This window comes from Crenobacter oryzisoli (assembly GCF_030385785.1).
Classification (GTDB): Bacteria; Pseudomonadota; Gammaproteobacteria; order Burkholderiales; family Chromobacteriaceae; genus Crenobacter_A; species Crenobacter_A oryzisoli.
Window position 1 is genome coordinate 1 of sequence record NZ_JAUEDK010000068.1, and the last position, 20,000, is coordinate 20,000.

At 62.8% G+C, this 20,000-nt stretch carries 20 protein-coding genes; 12 read left to right on the top strand and 8 right to left on the bottom strand.

The annotated features are described in order from the left end of the window. Nucleotides 1-143 precede the first annotated feature (143 nt). The 5 genes from QU481_RS21640 to QU481_RS21660 all read left to right on the top strand — a co-directional run bounded on the left by QU481_RS21640 (nt 144) and on the right by QU481_RS21660 (nt 3,674). Entirely contained in the window at nt 144-1,163 is a 1,020-nt protein-coding gene (locus tag QU481_RS21640) for an IS110 family RNA-guided transposase (protein ID WP_289828201.1), read from the top strand. 269 nt (nt 1,164-1,432) lie between these two features. Continuing rightward, nucleotides 1,433-2,281 carry an isocitrate lyase/PEP mutase family protein gene (locus tag QU481_RS21645; RefSeq protein WP_289832072.1) on the top strand — a complete coding sequence of 283 codons (849 nt, stop codon included), beginning with the start codon at nt 1,433-1,435 and terminating at the stop codon, nt 2,279-2,281. A 35-nt stretch (nt 2,282-2,316) separates the two neighbouring features. After that, nucleotides 2,317-2,781: a carboxymuconolactone decarboxylase family protein gene (locus QU481_RS21650; protein ID WP_289832073.1), complete on the top strand. Its 465-nt coding sequence runs from the start codon at nt 2,317-2,319 to the stop codon at nt 2,779-2,781. A 59-nt stretch (nt 2,782-2,840) separates the two neighbouring features. Then, nucleotides 2,841-3,149, top strand: coding sequence for an EthD family reductase (locus tag QU481_RS21655; RefSeq protein ID WP_289832074.1), 309 nt, complete (start codon nt 2,841-2,843; stop codon nt 3,147-3,149). 90 nt (nt 3,150-3,239) lie between these two features. Continuing rightward, nucleotides 3,240-3,674: a RidA family protein gene (locus QU481_RS21660; protein WP_289832075.1), complete on the top strand. Its 435-nt coding sequence runs from the start codon at nt 3,240-3,242 to the stop codon at nt 3,672-3,674. A gap of 86 nt (nt 3,675-3,760) precedes the next feature. Here the strand turns inward: QU481_RS21660 and QU481_RS21665 are convergent, their stop codons facing one another. The 6 genes from QU481_RS21665 to QU481_RS21690 all read right to left on the bottom strand — a co-directional run bounded on the left by QU481_RS21665 (nt 3,761) and on the right by QU481_RS21690 (nt 9,225). Then, nucleotides 3,761-4,135: a diacylglycerol kinase gene (locus tag QU481_RS21665; protein ID WP_289832076.1), complete on the bottom strand. Its 375-nt coding sequence runs from the start codon at nt 4,133-4,135 to the stop codon at nt 3,761-3,763. A 63-nt stretch (nt 4,136-4,198) separates the two neighbouring features. Then, complete coding sequence (locus QU481_RS21670; RefSeq protein ID WP_289832077.1) at nt 4,199-5,149, bottom strand: metallophosphoesterase family protein; 951 nt, start codon at nt 5,147-5,149, stop codon at nt 4,199-4,201. Nucleotides 5,150-5,186: 37 nt separating this feature from the next. Next, nucleotides 5,187-5,453: a hypothetical protein gene (locus tag QU481_RS21675; protein ID WP_289832078.1), complete on the bottom strand. Its 267-nt coding sequence runs from the start codon at nt 5,451-5,453 to the stop codon at nt 5,187-5,189. Between the two features lie 296 nt (nt 5,454-5,749). After that, complete coding sequence (locus QU481_RS21680) at nt 5,750-7,627, bottom strand: methyl-accepting chemotaxis protein (RefSeq protein WP_289832079.1); 1,878 nt, start codon at nt 7,625-7,627, stop codon at nt 5,750-5,752. Nucleotides 7,628-7,965: 338 nt separating this feature from the next. Beyond that, nucleotides 7,966-8,328, bottom strand: a complete 363-nt coding sequence (locus QU481_RS21685) for a cupredoxin domain-containing protein (RefSeq protein WP_289832080.1) — start codon at nt 8,326-8,328, stop codon at nt 7,966-7,968. A gap of 3 nt (nt 8,329-8,331) precedes the next feature. Further along, entirely contained in the window at nt 8,332-9,225 is an 894-nt protein-coding gene (locus QU481_RS21690; RefSeq protein ID WP_289832081.1) for a metallophosphoesterase family protein, read from the bottom strand. 215 nt (nt 9,226-9,440) lie between these two features. Here QU481_RS21690 and QU481_RS21695 point away from each other — a divergent pair, with 215 nt between their 5' ends. Together QU481_RS21695 and QU481_RS21700 are read left to right on the top strand one after the other, a co-directional pair. After that, complete coding sequence (locus tag QU481_RS21695) at nt 9,441-9,947, top strand: sigma-70 family RNA polymerase sigma factor (protein ID WP_289832082.1); 507 nt, start codon at nt 9,441-9,443, stop codon at nt 9,945-9,947. Nucleotides 9,948-9,950: 3 nt separating this feature from the next. Further along, a complete protein-coding gene (locus tag QU481_RS21700) occupies nt 9,951-10,733 on the top strand; it encodes an anti-sigma factor family protein (RefSeq protein WP_289832083.1) in 783 nt (260 codons plus the stop codon). A gap of 262 nt (nt 10,734-10,995) precedes the next feature. Here the strand turns inward: QU481_RS21700 and QU481_RS21705 are convergent, their stop codons facing one another. Together QU481_RS21705 and QU481_RS21710 are read right to left on the bottom strand one after the other, a co-directional pair. Continuing rightward, entirely contained in the window at nt 10,996-12,099 is a 1,104-nt protein-coding gene (locus tag QU481_RS21705) for an LD-carboxypeptidase (protein ID WP_289832084.1), read from the bottom strand. Nucleotides 12,100-12,232: 133 nt separating this feature from the next. Then, complete coding sequence (locus QU481_RS21710) at nt 12,233-13,729, bottom strand: methyl-accepting chemotaxis protein (protein WP_289832085.1); 1,497 nt, start codon at nt 13,727-13,729, stop codon at nt 12,233-12,235. Nucleotides 13,730-14,221: 492 nt separating this feature from the next. On the opposite strand from QU481_RS21710, the gene QU481_RS21715 reads away from it, so the two are divergent. The 5 genes from QU481_RS21715 to QU481_RS21735 all read left to right on the top strand — a co-directional run bounded on the left by QU481_RS21715 (nt 14,222) and on the right by QU481_RS21735 (nt 19,653). Further along, nucleotides 14,222-15,331, top strand: a complete 1,110-nt coding sequence (locus QU481_RS21715; protein ID WP_289832086.1) for an aromatic ring-hydroxylating oxygenase subunit alpha — start codon at nt 14,222-14,224, stop codon at nt 15,329-15,331. 77 nt (nt 15,332-15,408) lie between these two features. Then, nucleotides 15,409-15,930, top strand: a complete 522-nt coding sequence (locus tag QU481_RS21720) for a hypothetical protein (protein ID WP_289832087.1) — start codon at nt 15,409-15,411, stop codon at nt 15,928-15,930. Beyond that, complete coding sequence (locus tag QU481_RS21725; protein WP_289832088.1) at nt 15,927-16,829, top strand: DMT family transporter; 903 nt, start codon at nt 15,927-15,929, stop codon at nt 16,827-16,829. The genes QU481_RS21720 and QU481_RS21725 overlap by 4 nt, the downstream gene beginning before the upstream one ends. 96 nt (nt 16,830-16,925) lie before the next feature. Beyond that, complete coding sequence (locus tag QU481_RS21730) at nt 16,926-17,282, top strand: SpoIIAA family protein (RefSeq protein ID WP_289832089.1); 357 nt, start codon at nt 16,926-16,928, stop codon at nt 17,280-17,282. Nucleotides 17,283-17,340: 58 nt separating this feature from the next. After that, nucleotides 17,341-19,653, top strand: a complete 2,313-nt coding sequence (locus QU481_RS21735; RefSeq protein WP_289832090.1) for a Tex family protein — start codon at nt 17,341-17,343, stop codon at nt 19,651-19,653. The last annotated feature ends 347 nt before the right edge of the window (nt 19,654-20,000 follow it).

Genomic DNA, 20,000 nt, shown 5'->3' on the forward strand with positions numbered 1-20,000 from the left:
GGAGATGTAATGGACGCCTCCCTCCTGCCCGAAGGTGACGACGGCGGTCTGCAGAACGACAGGAGCCCTCGCAATACCTGACGGCATCTAAAGTGCCAAAGTGGTGGTGTAGCAACAACCACAAACGGTAAGGAGGGCTCGATATGAAGATTACGACATTCGGTCTGGACCTGGCAAAGCGGGTTTTCCAACTGCATTGGGTGGATACCGCTACCGGTGAAATCTGCCGCCGGCAAGTGAAACGGGCGCAACTGAACGAGTTCTTCGCCAACCGGGAAACGTCGGTGATCGCGATGGAGGCCTGCGGCAGTGCGCACTACTGGGGCCGGCTGTTCCAGGAGCTTGGGCATGAGGTCAGGCTGATTCCCGGGCAGTTCGTCCGTCCGTTCGTGAAGAGCAACAAGACCGACGCAGCCGATGCGCAGGCGATCTGGGAAGCGGCGCAGCGGCCAGGGATGAAGTTCGTCGCGCTCAAGAGCGAAGGCCAGCAAAGCGTGCTGATGTTGCACCGGATGCGCGAGCAGTTGGTGAAGATGCGGACGATGCAGACTAACCAGCTACACGGGCTGTTGTACGAGTTCGGAGCCGAGCTGCCAAAGGGGCGACACAAGGCGCTGGAGCGGATTCCTGATGAGCTTGCGCGGCTGGAAGACACGTTGCCAGTGATGGTGATCGAAGCGATCCGTAGCCAACTACAGCGAATTGAGACATTGGGCCAAGACATCGCCGAGCTTGAGCACAAGCTGGCGGTGTGGAAGAAGGAAGATGAAGCAGCCAAACGACTGATGGCCATTCCGGGTGTCGGCTTGCTCACCGCAACAGCGGCGGTAGCAATGATTGGGGATGCCAAGACATTCAAGTCTGGGCGCGAGTTTGCCGCCTTCCTCGGCCTGGTGCCACGCCAGAGCGGCACCGGCGGGCGAGTGAAGTTGCTGGGGATCAGCAAGCGCGGTGATGTGTATCTGCGCACGCTGCTGATTCATGGCGCCAGGGCAGTGGCGACGCATCAGAAGGTGCGCGATCCCTGGCTGGACCAGTTGCTGGCGCGACGACCGTTCAATGCGGCGGTGGTAGCGCTGGCCAACAAGATGGCACGAACGATCTGGGCGCTGTTGGCCCATGGCCGGACGTATCAAACGGACTACGTGGCCAAGGCCGCGTAAAAGATTAACGAACCCTTTAGGAGGTGGATCGCTGAAAGGTTGCGCAGGTTGATGTGCGCTTGATGGCAGAACAGGTCGGACCGTGGGGAAGTAAGCCTGAATGATGGCCAGTCCTTCGAGGACTCCAAGGAGATGAGGCCTTCCCCTGCGAATTCCATCAGGGCCAGCAGACTCCGAGTCTGCAATAAAGGCCGGATATAAGTCTGCAGCCAGATCTCGAAGCCCGCATCGAACATCGCTTGCCAAGCCGGGAGGCGTCCATATAAGCCATGATGAGCTACCCCGATGCCGTTTCCCGCGCCCAGGCGTTCCGCCGCCTGCACCAGTCCGAGCAGCCCTTGCTGCTGCCGAATGTCTGGGACGCGTTGAGCGCCCGCGTTTTCGAACAGGCCGGCTTCGCCGCACTGGCTACCAGCAGCGCCGCCGTGGCCTGGTCGCTCGGCTACCGCGACGGCGGCGAGCTACCGCGCGAGGAGTTGCTGGCCGCCATCGCCCGCATCACGCGGGTGGTAAAGGTGCCGCTGACTGCCGACATCGAGGATGGCTTCGGTACGACACCGGCCGAGGTGGCCGACACCGTCGCCGCGGTGATCCGCGCCGGCGCGGTCGGCATCAATCTGGAGGACGGCCGCTACGATGCCGACGGCCGATTCGCCCTGCGCGATGCCGCCGAGATGCGCGAACGGCTGCAGGCCGCCCGGGCTGCAGCCGACGCGGCCGGCGTGCCGGTGTTCATCAATGCCCGCACCGACCTGTTCCTGCACGGCGAGGGCCCGATCGAGGCGCGCTTCGACGAGACGCTGGCGCGTGCTCGGCTGTATCTCGACAGCGGTGCCGACGGCGTCTTCCCGATCGGCCTGACCGACCCGGTGCTGCTGGCGCGGCTCTGCGCGGCGGTGCCAGCGCCGGTCAACGTCGCCCCGCTGCCGGGCCTGCCAAGCTTGGCCGAACTGGGCCCGCTCGGCGTGGCGCGCGTCAGCACCGCCATCGGCCCAGTGCTGGTAACGATGCAGGCGCTGCAGCAGGCCGCTCGCATCCTGCACGACGCCGGTGACCTGTCGGTGCTGAAAACCAGCCTGGGTTATCCCGAGGCGCAGTCGCTGTTCGCGCCGCGCTGATTTCCGAAACACCTCTCACCACCAGGAGCACTGCCATGTCCCGTTTCATCGATTACCCGAACGTCGCCCCGAAAGGCTTTCAGGCGCAGGCCGGCCTTGAGCAGTACGTCCGCAACAGCGGTCTGGAACTCAGCCTGCGCGAGCTGGTGAAGACCCGCGTGTCGCAGCTGAACGGCTGCGCCTTCTGCATTGACATGCATACAAAGGACGCGCGCGCCGAAGGCGAAACCGAGCAGCGCCTGTACCTGCTGTCGGCCTGGCGCGAGGCGCCGTGCTATACCCCGCGCGAGCGCGCTGCGCTGGCCTGGGCCGAGGTGCTGACGCTGGTTGCCCATCAACACCCGACCGAAGCGCTACAGTCTGAATTGGCGCAGCACTTCGACGAGAAGGAAATCGTCGATCTGACCTGGTGCATCGTCGCGATCAACGGCTGGAACCGCATCTCGATCGGCTGCAACACGCCGGCGGGCAGCTATCAGCCGGGCCAGTACGACCGCTGATGCTGTCCGCCGGGTCGGGCGGGGTGCGGTGCCAATTCCTCTTCGCTTAAGGAGCCGTTATGGCCAAACTGATCGCCCTCTACAAGACCCCGACCGACCCAGCCGCCTTCGACGACTACTACTTCAATCGCCACCTGCCGTTGGCACGTGGCATAGCCGGACTGACCGGCTACGAGGTCAGCCGCGGCCCGGTTGCGTCGCCCTTGGGTGCGTCGCCGTACCACATGGTAGCGACGTTGAGCTTCGCGTCGATGGACGTGCTGCAAACAGCGCTAGCGTCGCCGACGGGCCAGGCCGCTGCGGCCGACCTGGCCAATTTCGCCACAGGTGGGGTGGAGCTGCTGGTGTTCGACGACGAAGCGGTCTAGGCGCCATTCCAAGCAGCATCACCCCGAGCTACAGGCACGGGGCAACGCGTCGCACCGTCCGATCGGTCAACCATTGGAGCAAGGGATCCCATGAAGAATGTTGCTGTTGCCGCCACGCAGGCGCCGCTGACGCTGCATAACCCAGCCGGGCTGTACGATCCAGCGCCGAACGGCTATTCCCACCTGGGTGTGGTCGCGCCGGGCGTGAGGCTGGTGTTCGTGGCCGGGCAGGGCGGTGAAACCGAGGACGGCCGGTTGTCGAACGACTTTGCCGAACAGGTGCACCAGGCGCTCGCCAACCTGTGCACCGCACTGGCCGCCGCCGGTGCCGAGCCGCGCGATGTCGCCAAGCTGACCGTGCTGATCGTCGACCACGATGAGTCGCGCCTGCAGGTACTCGGTGCCGAACTCGACCGGGTGTGGGGCACGGCGATGAAGCCAACCTGCACGCTGATTCCGGTGCCACGCCTGGCGCTGGACGGCATGCTGTTCGAGGTGGAGGCGCTGGCGGTGCTACCGACTTGAGCCAGGCCAGGACGGCGCTGCCCTGATCGGCTGCCGCATCAGAAAGAACAAACGCCACGAGTCAGCCTCATGGCGTTTTTCGCTGCTCATGTTTGCATCAGTAATATGAGAAACAGCGCGATCGCAGCGACGCACAGCACGAGTACCGCACCGGCGGCGCAATCCTTGGCGATCTTTATTTTTGCGGCGTGTTCAGGGTGAAGATGATCGATCACGTGTTCAAGTGCCGTGTTGAACAGCTCGGCGGCCAGCACTGCGCCTATGGCCAGCACCGTCATCGCCCACCAGATAGCGGCGGGACGTAGCCACAGCAGTGCCAACAGCACCCCGATCATGACGATAATCTGGGTACGGAAGCTTGCCTCGCTGCGCCACGCAGCGCTGATGCCGCTCAACGCAAATTCGAGGCGTTCGAGGAACGGTCGGTTTTTCACGTTCGGATCCTTCTCGAGGCGCGCCAAGTCTGGCATCACGCTGGCAAGGGGCAGGGGGTGCCCTACAGGGACGATGCTCGTGCAACCATGTCAGGGGCGCTCGAATGCCTCGCCGCTGCGCGGGGTCTTGCTGGAGGCTCCCGTCTCGCGTTCCACACAGCGGCCGTCGCCGGCATCGCTGAAGTGGCTGCGCTCGGCCGGGATGAATTCCCAATGATAGCTTGCGGGGTGCAGGACGATTTTCAGAATGCCCCATGTCCCCCAAGACCGTACCTCGCTCGCAGGTTGCGAAAACAGGGCGGGGTACCGTTTCGCTCCTCCTGTTCCCACGACGAAAATACGGATGCCGTGTGTCTCGTCGACGATGCCGTTCGGGGCCAAGGGCTGGAAGCGCTCGTAATGATGGTCGTGCCCCGTGATGAGTACGCTGGCGCCTCCCTCGTACAGCACGCGATAGAGCGGGAGGGTTGCCGGTATCTGACCGTTGTAGCCAGAGCTGAAAACTGTGTGATGCCAGAACGCCAGCACGCAACGGGCGGGCGATGCCGCTAGGTCGTTGCGTAGCCAGTTTTCCTGCTCCAAAGCCGCCGTGGACTCGAGGTTGCTATTGAGTGCGATCAGGTGCCAAGTGCCGAGGTCGACGCTGTAATAGCCTTTTCCAACGGGGCCGGCGCGATCCCCCCAGTAGGCGAAATAGCCCGCAGCATTGGGGGTCTCGTATTCATGGTTGCCAGGTACCGGGAAGGTGCGCGCCTTGTACGCCCCCCAGGTCGGTTCGTAGCAATGGTCGAATTCATCAAGGGAGCCCCTTTCGTAGGCCAGATCACCCACCGCCAGCACGATACCGGTCAGCCCAGCGAGCAGGTGCGCCGTCAGGGCGGCGCCGGGGCCCGGGCACTGGGCTATGTCGCCGGCGGCCAGTACCACGGGATCCTCGCCTATCGATGATGCGATGGTGGCTGCGGCTGATGCGTGTCCGAGCAGCGCAAGCATCGAGATCAAAATCGCGGCCCGGCCCGCTCCGATCAGGGCGCTCATCATGCTTCATGGCCCTCCGCTGTTGCATGTCCGCGTTATCTCAGCCGAAGTTGTATCTATCCTGGAACGGTTCATAGACCTCGGCCCACCATGCATCGTAGGCGTCCTCGTCGGGGTGCTTGGCGTCGAACATCGGTTGGTAGCGGGGGAGGTCGGCCACCCCCTTGGGTGCGAAGGCCTCCACCATCAACATGCCGAGCGCCGCCTTGGGGTGCGGGTCGGTATAGCTGCCGTAGTCGGGGTGCACTCGCCCCGGGCAGGCCGGGTCCTCGGCCTTCCAGTCTGCGTCGCTATTGCTGTATGGCATGCAAATCCGGTCCAGGATGGCGATAGCCGTCTCTCCAGGTTGCCGGTTGCGGAGAGCCTCTTCCGCGAGTATGCCCACCGTTTGGCCAACATTGTATTTAGCCATGGCATAACCCTCCTGCATCACTGCTGCGGTGTCGCCAGCCGCTTACCTTCCCACTCAAGATAGCAATTCATCAGCTGGTGGCTTGGAGCAATGCCCTGTTTTGATGTGATTTCTTGAATGCTTGGTGAGTGTTGAACTCCCTAAAGAAAAAGCCCTCCACGCGGAGGGCTCTAACGGGGGACAGAAGGGGGTTACAGCTTGAAGCGCCCAACCAGCCCCTGCAGGCCGGCGGCCAGTTCGCCCTGTCCTTGGACGGTCCGGCTCGCGTTCTGGATTGCGTTGTTGGTTTGCTGCGCCATCGCATTGATGCGTTCGGCGCTTTGCGCCATCGCGGCGGTGGCCGTTTTCTGTTCGGTGGTCGAAGTGGCGATATCGCTCATCCGCGACACCATGTCGTCGGTCAGCGTACGAATGGTGTCGATCTGGCCGGACGCGTCTTGTGCCAGGTTCACACCAGCGTCCACCGCCTTGAACGTGGTGTCCATCCGGGTCAGCGCGCTCTGCGTATCCTGGTGGATAGAGCCGATCATCTCGCCGATCTCGACGGTAGCCTGAGTGGTCCGTTCGGCCAACTTGCGCACCTCGTCGGCCACCACCGCGAAACCGCGGCCTTGCTCACCAGCCCGCGCCGCCTCGATGGCCGCGTTCAGCGCCAATAGATTGGTTTGGTCGGCAATGTCCTTGATCACGTTGACGATGCTGCCGATCCGGTCGGTACGCTCGCCGAGGCCGCTCATCACCGCCGACAACTCGTGGCATTCGCCGGCAATCGCGCCAATCTCACGAGCGACGCGCTCGACGGCTTCGGCCGACTCCTTCGAGCGGGTGTCGATGCGGCCGACCAGCTCGCCGGTGTCACGGACGTGGTCGGCGATGTGCGCGATGCTGACGGTGATCTCTTCGATCGTGGCGGCAGTATTGCCCAGTTCTGCCGACTGGGTTTTCGAATCGTCGGAGATGCGCCGGGTAGTGTTGACCAGAGTGGTCGAACCGTTTGCCAGGTTGTCGGCCTGTTCACGCACAGTGATGAACATCTCGCGCAGCCGGTCGACGAACTGGTTAAACGCCGCAGCGATGTGTCCCACCTCGTCATCACTGTGCACCGGCAGCCGCTGGGTCAGGTCGGCATCGCCGCTGGAGATTGCATGCATTGCCCCCGCGACCTGTTGCAGCCCGGACAACAGGCGGCCGACGCCGATCCACGCCAGAGCCAGCAGCGCCGCCAGTAGCACAACACCCGATACGATCAGCGACCACAGCAGCGTCGATAGCGGTGCCAGTGCTTCGCTGCGATCGATCACCACGCCCAGATACCAGTCGGTGCCCGCCACCGGCGTCAATTTCAGAAACTGGTCGCTACCGTCCAGATCGATGTCGACCAGCGCCCGGCTGCTCTGCTCGGTCATCGCCGCCACATCGGTGATCGCCGGGATGTAGTCCTTGATCGGTTTGAATAGCGCCTCTGGCTTCGGATAGCCGATCAGGCTGCCGTCGCGCTGCACCAGGAAGCTGATGCCGCTGACCGGCAGTTTCAGCGACAGCACCGACTTCACGATATTGGCGAGGCCGACGTCGCCGCCGATCACCGCGCGGGTCTGGCCGCCATCCTTGACCGGGGCGGCAAAGGTCACCACCAGCGTCTTGGTGCTCTTGCCCAGGTACGGCTCGGACACGATGGCCTGGCCGGCCGCGTCGGCTTTGATGTACCAGGGGCGGCCGGTCGGGTCGAAGCCGGGCGGGGCGGTGCGGTCGGTCGAGTAGACGATGCGCTTGTCGGCATAGCCGGTGTAGAACAGGTCGAAGCCGCCGGCGGTGGCGGCCTGCGCCAGGTGCTCCTTCAAAGACGGCTGATTGACGTATGGCGTAACGGAGGTGACGAGCTGCTTGTGCGAGTCGCTCCAGTCGCTGATCGCCTTGGCGTAGCCGCCCAATGTCATGTCTAGCTCGCGGTTGAGCGCGTTGTGCACCACGCTGCTCATGCGGTAGTAGGAGATCGCGCTGATGGTGGTGGCGCATAGTGCGACCACAGCGACGATGAACAAGATGAAGCGCATTCGTAACGACGACATGCTGGTTCCTTGAGCGAGTTCTGTTGTGCGTCCCGTCTTGTAGTGTCGACGGGTTCTGTCTGATCGGTCGTTGGATGACGGGCTTGCATTGCCCGCAGTGGTGATGTTTGCGATAGGCTCCTGCGTAATTGGATGTGGTAGCTTTTCATACTGGTCATACCAGATGAGGCCTATTATTTTGCAGTCATGTCTTCAATGCAAATCGGGTTGTATTTTAAAGTGTTTACACGTCATTGCTGTGACGTATCGGCAAAAAAAGGGCACCCGTCGGTGCCCCTCCATGAGTCCGAAAAGCGTCGGTATCGCTTCGCTCCCGGGCTGAAGTGGTTTCATTCCGGCTAGGCGACCACCTTGATCACCCCGTTCATGTTCTCGTGGCCGCTGCCACAAAACACGTCGCAGAAGAACGGCAGCTCGCCCGCCGGCTGCGGCGGCAGGCGTAACCGTGCCGGCTGGCCCGGCACCAAGTCGGCTCGCAGTTTTAGATCGGGCAGGTTAAAGCCCATCACCACGTCGCTGACCAGGATTTCCAGTATCACTGCCTCGCCGGCGGCGATCGTGACGGTGGACGGGGTGTATTCGAAGCGCCGAGCCGTGATATGGATTACCCGTTCGCTGCCAGCAGCCATCAGCAGCGGAGTGGTTGCGGCAATGGCCATGCCACCGCCCAGACCGATGAGAAACTGACGTCGACTGATCATCGCTCATCCTTTCACGACGGGTAGTTCGGCCAAGGTATAACCGGCGCGAGCCTGTTCGGTACGAACCCGGCGGTAGCCTAGGCCGCGGTAAGGTGCGCTGGCGTCCCACGCAACAGGCGTGCGCTTGGGCTGAGACCCCGGGGCGGGCAGCGCGAACATCAGCGAGTGTGCGGAGTGGTGGGCGATGTGGCCGGTCATGTGGTGGTTTTCCTGGTGGATATGGCCATAGAACACCGTGACATTGTTGTACGGCATCAACAGCGCGATCGCCCGGTCTCCGTCGCGGGTCGCCCAGTCCCAGCGCGGGTACAGGTCGAACAGCGGGCGGTGGGTAAACACCACGATGCGGCTGTCGGGTCGCTGGGTGGCCAGGTCGTCCTTCAGCCACTGCAGCTGTGGGTCGCCGACCGCGGCGGTCGGGTCGCTGACGTTGTCGAGCACGATGAAGTGCACGCCCTTGTGATCGAAGCTGTAATGGGTCGCACCGAAAAACTCGCTGTACGCTTTGCCGTTGTCGAGCGCCGCATCGTGCTCACCCGGCATGTAGTGCACGACTGGAACGGTCAGGCCGGACGCGATGCGTCGAAACTCGTCGAGGCGGCGCCGTCGCTCTGCCGGGTCATCGGTGGTGTGCGTCAGGTCGCCGGTGAACATCACAAAGTCGGGCTGCTGTGACAGCGAGTTCACCGCCGCGACTGCCTTGGGCAGCGTGCCGCCGAAGTCCGGATTCACCGCCGGGTCGTGGAAACCCCAGTGTGTGTCGGAGAGCTGCACGAAGTGGAAGTCCTGTTGTGCCTGGTTCGTGCCGCGCATGAGGTTGCTGCAGCCGCTCACCAGTACCACCGAGCCCAGTCCGGCCAGCTTGAAAAACTCCCGCCGGTCGATTGCGTTTCCCATCGCCATCTCCTTTGCTGTTTAGTGAGCCTGTCCAGAATCTGTCGCGGGCGGCGCATGAGCCCCAGTCAGGGCCGCGCAGCAAGATCATGAACAAGCTCAAAGGGGTATATCTGTGGTAACCCCTGACTGGGCCGATTTATTCCGCGCCGGTGAAATTTCCCTATCGGCGGGAATAAATGGCGGGCTGTCTCGGTCTTTACAGCAAGGAGAGGGCTTTGCTTCAAAATCGGATGAGCCGCTTCGAGCAGCTGGTGATGCCGCACCTCAAGGTAGCCTGGCATCTGGCGCGCTGGCTCGCGCGCAACGACAGCGACGCCGAGGATGTGGTGCAGGAAGCCTTCCTGCGGGCATTTCGCTACTTCGACGGCTTTCACGGTGGCAATGCGCGTGCCTGGCTGCTCACCATCGTGCGCAATGCTTATTACGACAGCCTGCCCACCGGGCTGCCGCCTGAGCCGCTGGACGAGGAGCTCGGCCCGGCTGACTGGTCGACCAATCCAGAACAGTTGGCCGAGCGCAAAGACGACTGCTTGCAGGTGAACACCGCGCTGCGCCGCTTGCCCGCCGCCTACCGCGAGGTGCTGATATTGCGCGAAATCGCCGACTGCTCGTACCGCGACATCGCCGACATCACCGGTCTGCCCGAGGGAACCGTCATGTCGCGTCTGTCCCGTGCCCGCGCTTTGCTGGTGCACTATCTGGCCCAGCGCGAGGAGAAATAACCCATGGATTGCCAATACGTTCGCGAGCGCTTGTCAGGCCACCTCGACCGGCAGCTGGCCCCGGCCGAAGAGATGGCGATCGAACAGCACCTGTCAGGTTGTCCCGCTTGCCAGGCAGCGTTGGAACAGCAGCGTTTAGCCCGGCAACTGATGCGCGAGCAGGCGGCACAATACCCGATGCCACCAGGCTTGGCCGCCAAGATACGCGCCAGCCTGCCGAAAGAGCCCGTTGCCGCGCCTAGTGCCCCTGTCTGGTGGCGCCGTCCATGGCTGGGCCTGTCCGCCGCGTCGCTGTCCGGCGCGCTGGTCGGTGCCGCGCTGACACTGACGATCCTGCCGCTGCGGCCTGTAGTCAACCTGTTGCCGGATGAGGTGCTTACCGCTCATGTGCGCGCGCTGCTGCCGGGGCACCTGGCCGATGTCGCCAGCACCGATCAGCACACTGTCAAACCGTGGTTCGCCGGCCGGCTCGACTTCTCTCCGCCGGTCTACGATCTGGCGTCGGCGGGATTCCCGTTGGTTGGCGGTCGGCTCGACTACCTGCAGCACCGTCGCGTGGCCGCGCTGGTGTATCGCTATAAATTGCACGTGATCAACGTCTACGTCTGGCCTGTCGACCCAACGGCAGTGCAGCGACAGACGCGGCTGAGCCGGCAGGGTTACCAGCTGGTAGCGTGGAATCAGGAAGGGATGAATTTCTGGGCGGTGTCGGACCTGAACGGCACTGATCTGGGCCGGTTCGTCAGCCTGCTGCAGGAAAAGCAGGGCGGGGCGAAAGAGCCCTAGAAAAAACAGCCGCCATTGACGGTAATGCCGTTCACTTAAGGAAAAAGCACCGCCCACCAAGGTGGAAAAACGGTGCTTTTTTGTTACTTCCAAGCGTTCTTCGAAGCTAAAATCCGGACTGAACGGCTTAAGTGAACGGCATTACGCCATTGACGGCTGTTTTTTTGGAGAGGAGTTTCTAGCTAACTGGTCGATCCTGGCGTTGTAGCCGGCCAGGCCCTGTCCCAGTTGCAGTAGCGCCCGGGCCAGGAAAGGCGTCGCCTTACTGCGGGGTGCCGTTCATCTGCAGCTGTTCGAACTGCAGCCCATCGGCCGGCAGCGTCGGGTAGTCGCCGAAGCGGATCGTATAGCCTTGTATGTCGCTGTCGAGCTGTGCCATCACGCCAAGCGGCAGCGTGGTCTTGTCGTGGATGTGGCCGAACGGCACGCCTTGCAGCACCGGCACGCCGGTTTCCTGTTCGATCTGCGCCGCCACGGTGCCGAGCGTGTAATTCGGGTCGTAGTAATCGACCAGTTTGTCGGTTTTGAAGTCGCCGAACACGATGGCTTTCTGCTGTTGCAGGACACCGGCGAGAAACAGCTGCTGCAGCATCCGTTCGATCCGGTACGGCTGTTCGCCGGTGTCCTCGAGGAACAGGATGCCGCCCTTCACATCGGGCAGGTAGGGAGTGCCGGCCAGTGCGGCCACCACCGACAGATTGCCACCCCAGAACAGTCCCTCTGTCTTCAGTGTCGGCGAGAACGGCCGGTTGACCTGCAACTGCCAGCCGGGGACTGTGGTGACGCTGCGGAACTGCTCCAGCGTGTAGCTGCTCGGGTTGGCCGATCCGAAATCGCTGTATGCCATCGGCCCGGCGAAGCTTGGCACTCCGCCCTGGGCGAGCAGCGCCAGCTGCAGCGCGGTGATGTCGCTGTAGCCGATCAACAGGCTGCCCGACTCCTTCAATAGAGGACACAGTCGTGCATAGTCGATCTTGGGCAAGAGGCGCATCACGCCGAAGCCACCCCGTGTGGCGAGGATCAGTTTCGGCGCAGGCCGACTGTTGACCAGACCGTTGACGTCGGCAAGGCGTTCGGCGTCGGTGCCAGCAAAGCGCTGGTAGCGTCGCGACAGGCATTCCCCATTCAATAAGGCAAAGCCGGCGCGGCTGAGCCGGTCGAGCGCGCGGGCACATTGTACCGGGTCGGCTGACGGGCCCGACGGGGCGATCAGGCGCAGTGTGGTGGCGCGCAGGGGAGGCAGAGTGGGGCTAGGTGGGGTAGTCGGCGTCACGGCGGTGCTGCATCCTTGCAGAATCCCCAGACCCGCCAGCGCGGAGCCGAGGCGCAGAAAGTCGCGACGGGAGGCGAGGGGGGGAATGGACATGGGGTTGGTGTGTTTGCTTGTGTTGATAACCGGTTCGGACCCGGCGGCCCGGCGTTTCGTTCCATCATAACAGCCGCGCTGTGGCAAACGAAAAAGGCGCCATGACGGCGCCTTGCATGATCGTGTTTGCGGCTCAGGCCGGTTGAGCTTCATATTGCTGCTGGCGGAGTCGATGCGCCGACTCGCCCAGCCCGGCCATCAGGGCGTCGAGACGACGGGTGGCATCGGCAATGGTGTCGGTCTCGCCGGACAGCGCACGGGTCGCCTCGCCAACCAAGTTGATGTCGTTGGCAAAGCGGGCGAAGCCCTGATTCTGTGTGGCCTCGGCCTGGGACACTTCGTTCAGCAGCTTTGCCAGTTCGTGTGTGCCAGCGATGATGCCGGTCAGGTGCTCTTGTGCTGCAACGGTGTGTTCGCGACCGGCGCGCATCTGCGCGTTGCCGTCGCGCATCGCCAACAGCGCCTGATTGGTGCCGTCGACGATCAGCTGGATCTTGCTCTCGATATCGAGCGTGGCGCTCTGGGTGCGTTCGGCCAATTTGCGTACCTCGTCGGCCACCACGGCGAAGCCGCGGCCCTGCTCACCGGCGCGCGCCGCCTCGATCGCCGCGTTCAGCGCCAACAGATTGGTCTGATCGGCAATATCGCGGATCAGCTGCACGATGTTGTTGACCTCGGTGCTGCGTTCCCCGAGTTCTTCCAATCGCTCCGCGGCGTCACCGATCACGTTACGCGCTTGGCTCAATTGGGCGACCGCCGCGTCCATCGCCTCTCCGCCGGCGCTGGCCGCTTCGCCGGCCTGGCGGGCCATGTCGGTGGCCGCGTGAGACTGCTCGGCGTTCTGATGGGTGCGCACCGCCATCTGCTGAGTGGCGGCCACCATTGCCTCGGCCCGGCGGTGCTGGCCGCTCATCGTGTCGGCCATCTGCGTGGTGCTGCCCGCGATCTCACGGCTGGCGCTGGAGGCTTTGCGTAGCGAGTGGGTGACCTGTTCCATCATTTGCTGCATTGCTTGGGAGGCCTGTTCGGCTTCGCTACGCGCGGCGTCAAGCTTGGCAAAGCCCCGATTCTTGGCACGGTCGAAGGCCAGCGCCAGCGTCATCACCACCAGCGACAGGCCGATCAGCGACTTGGCCTGTAGCACCGGCAGCTCGCTGTGCGGAATCGGTGTCGGTGGCAGCCAGCCGGCGTCTCCGGACAGGGTGAGGATTGCGCCGATGGCGAGGAAGGTCAACGCGGTCCAGACCAGTCCCGAGGTACGTCCACCGATGAAGATCGCCGCGAACGGGATCGAGGCGAACCAACAGGCACTGGTGGAAAGGATGCCGCCGTTCACGTACACCATCCAGCAGACCATCGCATACATGCAGGCGGTGACGAACTCGCCGGTGAAGCGCACCGAGCCGGTCAGGCGCATCAGCAGTGCCCCCGTCAGCAGCCCGGCCCCACCCGACGTGATGCCGTAGCCCATCGCCGGGTGGTTGAGCTTGAAGTATTCCAGGGCAAACAGCGGTGCGATGATGCCGGCGATCAGCGCCATGCTGACCACGGTGCGTGCGCGGATCAGCGCATCGTTGTCCTGCCTGACCTGTTCGGGAATGAACCACTCTGCCAGTTTAGCGAGGGACATGGCGGGCTTCCTTTGTAGTGTGAGATGAGTCTTTGGTTTTATTAGGATTTATGCCGAAGCAATGGGAATGTAAAACAAGTGTTTGATTAAGGCAATTGCTCGGATTTACCCGATGCCGAACTGGGACGGGCGGTTGTGGCGGACGCGACGCAGGGTCCCGTTTCGGCCTGCTCGGCGCCGGGCCGTTGGGGTAGGGAAAACTTGTCAGAGGGGGCGCTGCAATGGTCTGTTTTGTAATGGAAATGGCCGGCCGTTTTGCCATTGCGGGGTGGAATTTGTCCGCTTTTGGCCACGCCAGTTGCCATGGGGGTAAAAATCGCTTGCCCCCCCGGGGGATTCGGGTAGAATCCTCCCCCCTGTGCCGGTGCGGCAACGTCTTGATTCGCCTGCAATGACAGGTGCTTGCCGTTCCGGGTTTGTTTGGTTTCCGTAACTCGTTAAGAGCGAGATTCGGCTGGTCTTATCCCTTCGTGCCATGGAGGTGTGGGAATAATGTCTGATCTGGCTTCCGCGCAACGTCTCGCGGTCTCGACCGCCCAGTTGCCGGTTCATACCTATTTCGATCCCGATTTCTACCAACTCGAACAGCAACTGCTGTTCGGCGATGCCCCGCGCTATTACGGTCACACCCTGATGGTGCCGAACGAGGGCGACTACCAGACACTTGCCTGGCTCGGCCACGGCAAGATGCTCAAGCATGTCGGCGGCGAGGTGAAGCTGCTGTCCAACGTCTGCCGCCATCGTCAGGCGCTGATCTACCAGGGGCGCGGCAACGGCAATCACATCGTCTGCAATCTGCACGGCTGGACCTACGACAACCAGGGCCAGTTGATCGGTGCACCGCATTTCCCCGAAACGCCGTGCCTGAACCTGAATCAGACCCGCCTGACCAACTGGAATGGCCTCTTGTTCGATGCCGAGCGCGACGTCGCCGCCGACCTGGCGCGCCTGGGCGTGGCCAAGCACATGACGTTCGAGGGCTTCGCCTTCCACAGCGCGCACGCCACCGACTACGACTTCAACTGGAAGACCTTCATCGAGGTGTACTCGGAGGACTACCACGTCGATCCGTTCCACCCGGGCCTGGGCAACTTCGTCGACTGCGGCGACCTCAAGTGGGAATGGGGAGAGCAGTACCACGTGCAGACCGTCGGGGTGAAGAACCGCCTGGTGCGCAGTGGCTCCAAGATCTATGGCCAGTGGCACGAGCAGGTGCTCGACCAGTACCGCGACCGCCAGCCGGAATTCGGTGCGGTCTGGCTGGTGTACTACCCGAACATCATGATCGAGTGGTATCCGCACGTGCTGGTAGTGAGTGTGGCGATCCCGCGCGGCCCGGAGAAGTGCACGGTGATCACCGAGTTCTACTATCCGGAAGAAATTGTCTGGTTCGAGCCGGACTTCATCGCCGCGGAGCAGGCCGCCTACTTCGAGACCGCCAAGGAAGACGACGAGATCTGCCTGCGCATGAACGAAGGCCGCAAGGCGCTGTGGCTGGCCGGACAGTCCGAGGTTGGCCCCTACCAGTCGCCGATGGAAGACGGCATGCAGCACTTCCATGAGTTCTACCGCAAGAAGCTCGGCGCTGCGCTAGCTGGCTAATTCGCCATCGGCAGGGCACAATAAAAAGGCGCGGCCAGAAGGTCCGCGCCTTTTTCTTTTCTCTAGTTTTTCCGCTCATGTCGATCCTTCGTCGTCTCGTCCTGCTGTCGTTGCTGACGGCGAGCCCGGTTTGGGCCGCGAGCTATAGTGATCCGCGCCTGCCCATTCGCATCAATGTGCCATCCGGCTGGAAAGTTCGCCCGGTGCTGGTCGAAGGCGAGCGCCGCATCAAGGTGGTGCCACCCAAGGCCGACGAGCGCGAGCGAGCCGCAATCGAGGTGCTGATCAGCCAGCGTCGCTTTGCGCCAGGCGAGTCGCTGGAGCGCACCGCACGTCATCTACGCCGTCCCGACGACGACCGCGAGGCGGCCTCCATGATCAAGCTCAACAGCAAAGCTGGCCGGCTCGACGCCGATTACCGGGTCGGCCGTTTCGTTACTTCAGACTTGTGGATACTGCAGCGGGTGAGGTTGGTGCAGCAGCGTATCGACAAGCGGCAACTGATCGAGGCGCGTTGCGCTGCCAATGCATCCGAATACAAGACGTACCGCCATGCGCTGGAAACGATCTGTCAATCGCTGATGGTGGTGAAGCGATGAGTAGTGTTTCGAACTCGTCGGCATGGCCAAGGGTGCAAGGCTATTGGCAACGATTGTGTAGCGGACGCCTCGGCGCCGGCTGGATGGTGGTGGCATCGCTGTTCTTTGCGCTGATGAGCGTATGCGTCAAATTTGGCGCAGCCAGCTTCGGCTCGGTGGAGCTGCTGTTCTACCGCACCCTGTTTGGTGCGCTGTGTCTGGGCGCCATGATGCGCTGGCGCGGCGACGCCATTGTCACTCCGCTGTGGCGCGGCCATTTGAAGCGCAGTGTCATCGGCTATGGCTCGATGTATCTGTTGTTCTACGCGATCACCCATCTACCGCTTGCCACGGCGGTGACGCTTAACTACACCTCCTCGCTGTTCTTCGCGCTGGTGTGTCTGGTGCGGTTGCGAGAGCCGCTGACCCGCTCGACCGTGGCCGCACTGGTGCTCGGCTTCGCCGGTATCGTGCTCTTGCTTCGCCCCACCATCAGCGCCGATGCCTGGTTCGCTGCGGGGATGGGGCTCGGTTCCGGGGCTTGTGCCGGCATGGCCTTGTTCCAGGTGCGCGAGCTTGGCCAGATGGGCGAAGCGCCGTCGCGGGTGGTGTTCTGGTTCTTCGCCATCTCGTCACTGATCGGTTTTGTTCTGATTGAGGCTGGCCAGGGCTTCAGCCCGGTGACGCCTGTCAATGTCTGGCCGCTGCTCGGTGTCGGTCTTGCCGGCATGCTCGGTCAGCTAGCGATGACGCGTGCGTTCAAAGAGGGGCGTAAGTACCTGGTGGCGAGCTTTGCCTACCTCACTGTTGCGCTGACCACGTTGTTCGGCGTGCTGCTGTGGGGCGATGTGTTGAGCTTTGGCGGTGTGCTGGCGATCGTGCTGATTATCTTCAGTGGCCTGCTCGCTGCGCAGCGCTAAGCCCCGGTTTGATCGGAGTTAGCCGTATCGTCACCAGTCGACGCTAGAATGGGAGTACGATTGCATGAATTGCCAATACAACAGGGGAGCATTGCCATGATTTCCATTCGCGAACAGGACTACGGCCTTGATGTTGCGCTGTTCAACGAGTTCACCTTGGCGGACTTCAAGCTGTTCGAGGAGGCGTTGATCAAGCGGGTCGCCGAGATCGGCAAGCCCGACGTCCTGCTCGATCTGTCCGAGCTGAAGGACTTCACCCTCGACATGGCGATGGAGGAGCTGAAATTCGTACGCGCTCACGAGGACAACTTTGGGCGGGTCGCCATTGTCGTCAGCGACATGTGGATCCGTCTTGCGACCCGCATTTCGGACATGATGACGCACACCACGCAGGCTCATTTCGACACCGTTGAAGAAGCACAGGCCTGGCTTGCCAAACCCGAGGTCGCTTGATTTTCGGCGTCAGCCAGTTACAGTAACGGCTCTTTTGCAAAAGAAGTGTAAAGAGCCGATGTTGCCAAGCATTGCCAGCCGCCTCGCGGCGGAACTCCAAGTCCGCGAGGCGCAAGTCGCCGCCGCGGTCGGTCTGATTGACGAAGGCGCTACCGTCCCGTTTATCGCGCGCTACCGCAAGGAAGTCACCGGCGGACTGGACGACACCCAGTTGCGTACCCTGGACGAACGCCTACGCTATCTGCGCGAGCTCGACGATCGTCGCGACGCCATCCTCAAGAGCATCGCCGAACAGGGTAAGCTCAGCCCCGAGCTGGAGGCGTCCCTTTACGGCGCCGACAACAAGACCACGCTCGAAGACCTCTACCTGCCCTACAAGCCCAAGCGCCGCACCCGTGCCCAGATCGCCCGCGAAGCCGGGCTGGAGCCGCTGGCCGACAGCCTGCTGGCTGACCCGAGCCAGGTGCCGGAAACGTTGGCCGAACAGTATCTGAACGCCGAGGCGGGCATTGCCGATGTCAAGGTCGCCCTCGACGGCGCGCGCGCCATTCTGATCGAGCGCTTCGCTGAGGATGCCGAGCTGCTCGGCAGCCTGCGCGAGAAACTGTGGAACGAGGGCGAGCTGGCCGGTGCGGTGATCGACGGCAAGCAGACCGAGGGCGCCAAGTTCTCCGACTACTTCGAACACCGCGAAGCAATCAAGTCCACTCCCTCGCACCGCGCGCTGGCACTGCTGCGCGGCCGCAACGAAGGCGTGCTGACTCTCAGTCTCAAATACCAGCCGGACGAGACGCCGATCACCGAGCGCTCCGCCTACGAGCTGATGATTGCCGAGCGCTTCGCCATCCGCGACGCTGGCCGCCCGGCCGACAAGTGGCTGCTCGACTCGGTGCGGCTGTGCTGGCGTGCCAAGATATTCCTGTCGCTCGAACTGGAACTGGTGTCGCGCCTGAAGGACGCTGCCGATCTCGACGCGATCAAGGTGTTTTCGGCCAACCTGCACGACCTGCTGCTGGCCGCACCGGCCGGCCCGCGCGCCACGCTGGGGCTCGATCCGGGGCTGCGCACCGGCACCAAGCTGGCCGTCGTCGATAACACCGGCAAGCTGCTCGACACCGCCACCATCTATCCGCACGCCCCGCGCAACGACTGGGATCGCTCGATCGCGATCCTAGCGGCGCTGTGCGCCAAGTACAAGGTCGAGCTAATCGCCATCGGCAACGGTACTGCCAGCCGGGAGACCGACAAGCTCGCCCAGGAGCTAATCAAGAAGTATCCGGAGCTGAAGCTGACCAAGATCGTCGTGTCCGAAGCCGGCGCCTCGGTGTACTCGGCGTCCGAACTGGCTGCCAAGGAATTCCCGGAGCTAGACGTCAGCCTGCGCGGCGCGGTGTCGATCGCCCGTCGCCTGCAGGACCCGTTGGCCGAGCTGGTCAAGATCGATCCGAAATCGATCGGTGTCGGTCAGTACCAACACGACGTCAACCAGAGTTCGCTGGCCCGTGCGCTCGACGCGGTGGTCGAGGATTGCGTGAACGCGGTGGGCGTCGATGTCAACACCGCCTCGGCGCCGCTCTTGACCCGCATCTCCGGTCTCAACAGCACGCTCGCCGCCAATATCGTCGCCCATCGCGATCAGCATGGCGCGTTCCGCACCCGTCGCGATCTGCTCAAGGTCAGCCGCCTCGGCGACAAAACCTTCGAACAGGCCGCCGGCTTCCTGCGCATCATGAACGGCGACAACCCGCTCGATGCCTCCTCGGTGCACCCGGAAGCTTACCCGGTGGTTGAGAGCATCGTGGCGCGTTGTGGTCGCGAAATGAAATCGCTGATCGGCGATTCGGCCTTCCTCAAAACGATCAAGCCGACCGACTACACCGACGAGCGCTTCGGCCTGCCGACGGTGATGGACATCCTCAAGGAACTCGACAAGCCGGGGCGTGATCCGCGTCCGGAGTTCACCACCGCCACCTTCCAGGACGGCGTGGAAGACCTGAAGGACCTGCTGCCCGGGATGGTGCTCGAAGGCGTGGTCACCAACGTGGCTAACTTCGGGGCCTTCGTCGATATTGGCGTGCATCAGGATGGTCTGGTGCACATCTCGGCGCTGTCCACCAGCTATGTGGACGATCCGCGCAAGGTGGTGAAGGCCGGCCAGGTGGTCAAGGTCAAGGTGCTCGAGGTCGACATCCCGCGTAAGCGTATCGCGCTGACGATGCGTTTGAGCGACGAAGTGGGGGCGGCCACCAGCAAGCGCGCTCCCGCAGGTAACGGTGGCGGCAAGCCGCAAGGCGGCGGACGCGGTCGCCAGGAAGCACCGGCAGGCAACTCTGCGATGGCAGATGCGTTTGCCAAGCTGCTGAAGCGTTAAGGCAGCGGCGTTGTGATGAAGGTTGGCTTCGGCCAACCTTTTTTGTGTTTCGGTGTCTGCGTCTGTTTTCGGGCAAGCGCCGCTTGGCCGAAACCGCAGGAAACGTTGCTGCCTGCTGGTTGGGTGTAGTTAGTGTTATGGTAAATCAACGGCTTAGCGGACTTGCCGGTTTTTCGCTGCAAAAAGTGTTGACGCCGCCGGGGTCGGGGCGTATAGTTCGCCTCCTCTGCTGCTGACCCAGCAACGCCGCGAAGCGACGCCGTCAGCAACAACCGCTCTTTAACAGCACGAACAACCGATAGGTGTGAGAGCCTGGATTGATCAGGAGCTCATGCCGCAAGATTGAA

Excerpts from the sequence above, each read along its gene's own strand:
- QU481_RS21640 (WP_289828201.1), top strand. The coding sequence starts at position 144 with ATGAAGATTACGACATTCGGTCTGGACCTGGCAAAGCGGGTTTTCCAA.
- QU481_RS21645 (WP_289832072.1), top strand. The coding sequence starts at position 1,433 with ATGATGAGCTACCCCGATGCCGTTTCCCGCGCCCAGGCGTTCCGCCGC.
- QU481_RS21650 (WP_289832073.1), top strand. The coding sequence starts at position 2,317 with ATGTCCCGTTTCATCGATTACCCGAACGTCGCCCCGAAAGGCTTTCAG.
- QU481_RS21655 (WP_289832074.1), top strand. The coding sequence starts at position 2,841 with ATGGCCAAACTGATCGCCCTCTACAAGACCCCGACCGACCCAGCCGCC.
- QU481_RS21660 (WP_289832075.1), top strand. The coding sequence starts at position 3,240 with ATGAAGAATGTTGCTGTTGCCGCCACGCAGGCGCCGCTGACGCTGCAT.
- QU481_RS21670 (WP_289832077.1), bottom strand. The coding sequence starts at position 5,149 with ATGATGAGCGCCCTGATCGGAGCGGGCCGGGCCGCGATTTTGATCTCG.
- QU481_RS21675 (WP_289832078.1), bottom strand. The coding sequence starts at position 5,453 with ATGCCATACAGCAATAGCGACGCAGACTGGAAGGCCGAGGACCCGGCC.
- QU481_RS21680 (WP_289832079.1), bottom strand. The coding sequence starts at position 7,627 with ATGTCGTCGTTACGAATGCGCTTCATCTTGTTCATCGTCGCTGTGGTC.
- QU481_RS21685 (WP_289832080.1), bottom strand. The coding sequence starts at position 8,328 with ATGATCAGTCGACGTCAGTTTCTCATCGGTCTGGGCGGTGGCATGGCC.
- QU481_RS21690 (WP_289832081.1), bottom strand. The coding sequence starts at position 9,225 with ATGGGAAACGCAATCGACCGGCGGGAGTTTTTCAAGCTGGCCGGACTG.
- QU481_RS21700 (WP_289832083.1), top strand. The coding sequence starts at position 9,951 with ATGGATTGCCAATACGTTCGCGAGCGCTTGTCAGGCCACCTCGACCGG.
- QU481_RS21705 (WP_289832084.1), bottom strand. The coding sequence starts at position 12,099 with ATGTCCATTCCCCCCCTCGCCTCCCGTCGCGACTTTCTGCGCCTCGGC.
- QU481_RS21710 (WP_289832085.1), bottom strand. The coding sequence starts at position 13,729 with ATGTCCCTCGCTAAACTGGCAGAGTGGTTCATTCCCGAACAGGTCAGG.
- QU481_RS21715 (WP_289832086.1), top strand. The coding sequence starts at position 14,222 with ATGTCTGATCTGGCTTCCGCGCAACGTCTCGCGGTCTCGACCGCCCAG.
- QU481_RS21720 (WP_289832087.1), top strand. The coding sequence starts at position 15,409 with ATGTCGATCCTTCGTCGTCTCGTCCTGCTGTCGTTGCTGACGGCGAGC.
- QU481_RS21725 (WP_289832088.1), top strand. The coding sequence starts at position 15,927 with ATGAGTAGTGTTTCGAACTCGTCGGCATGGCCAAGGGTGCAAGGCTAT.
- QU481_RS21730 (WP_289832089.1), top strand. The coding sequence starts at position 16,926 with ATGATTTCCATTCGCGAACAGGACTACGGCCTTGATGTTGCGCTGTTC.
- QU481_RS21735 (WP_289832090.1), top strand. The coding sequence starts at position 17,341 with ATGTTGCCAAGCATTGCCAGCCGCCTCGCGGCGGAACTCCAAGTCCGC.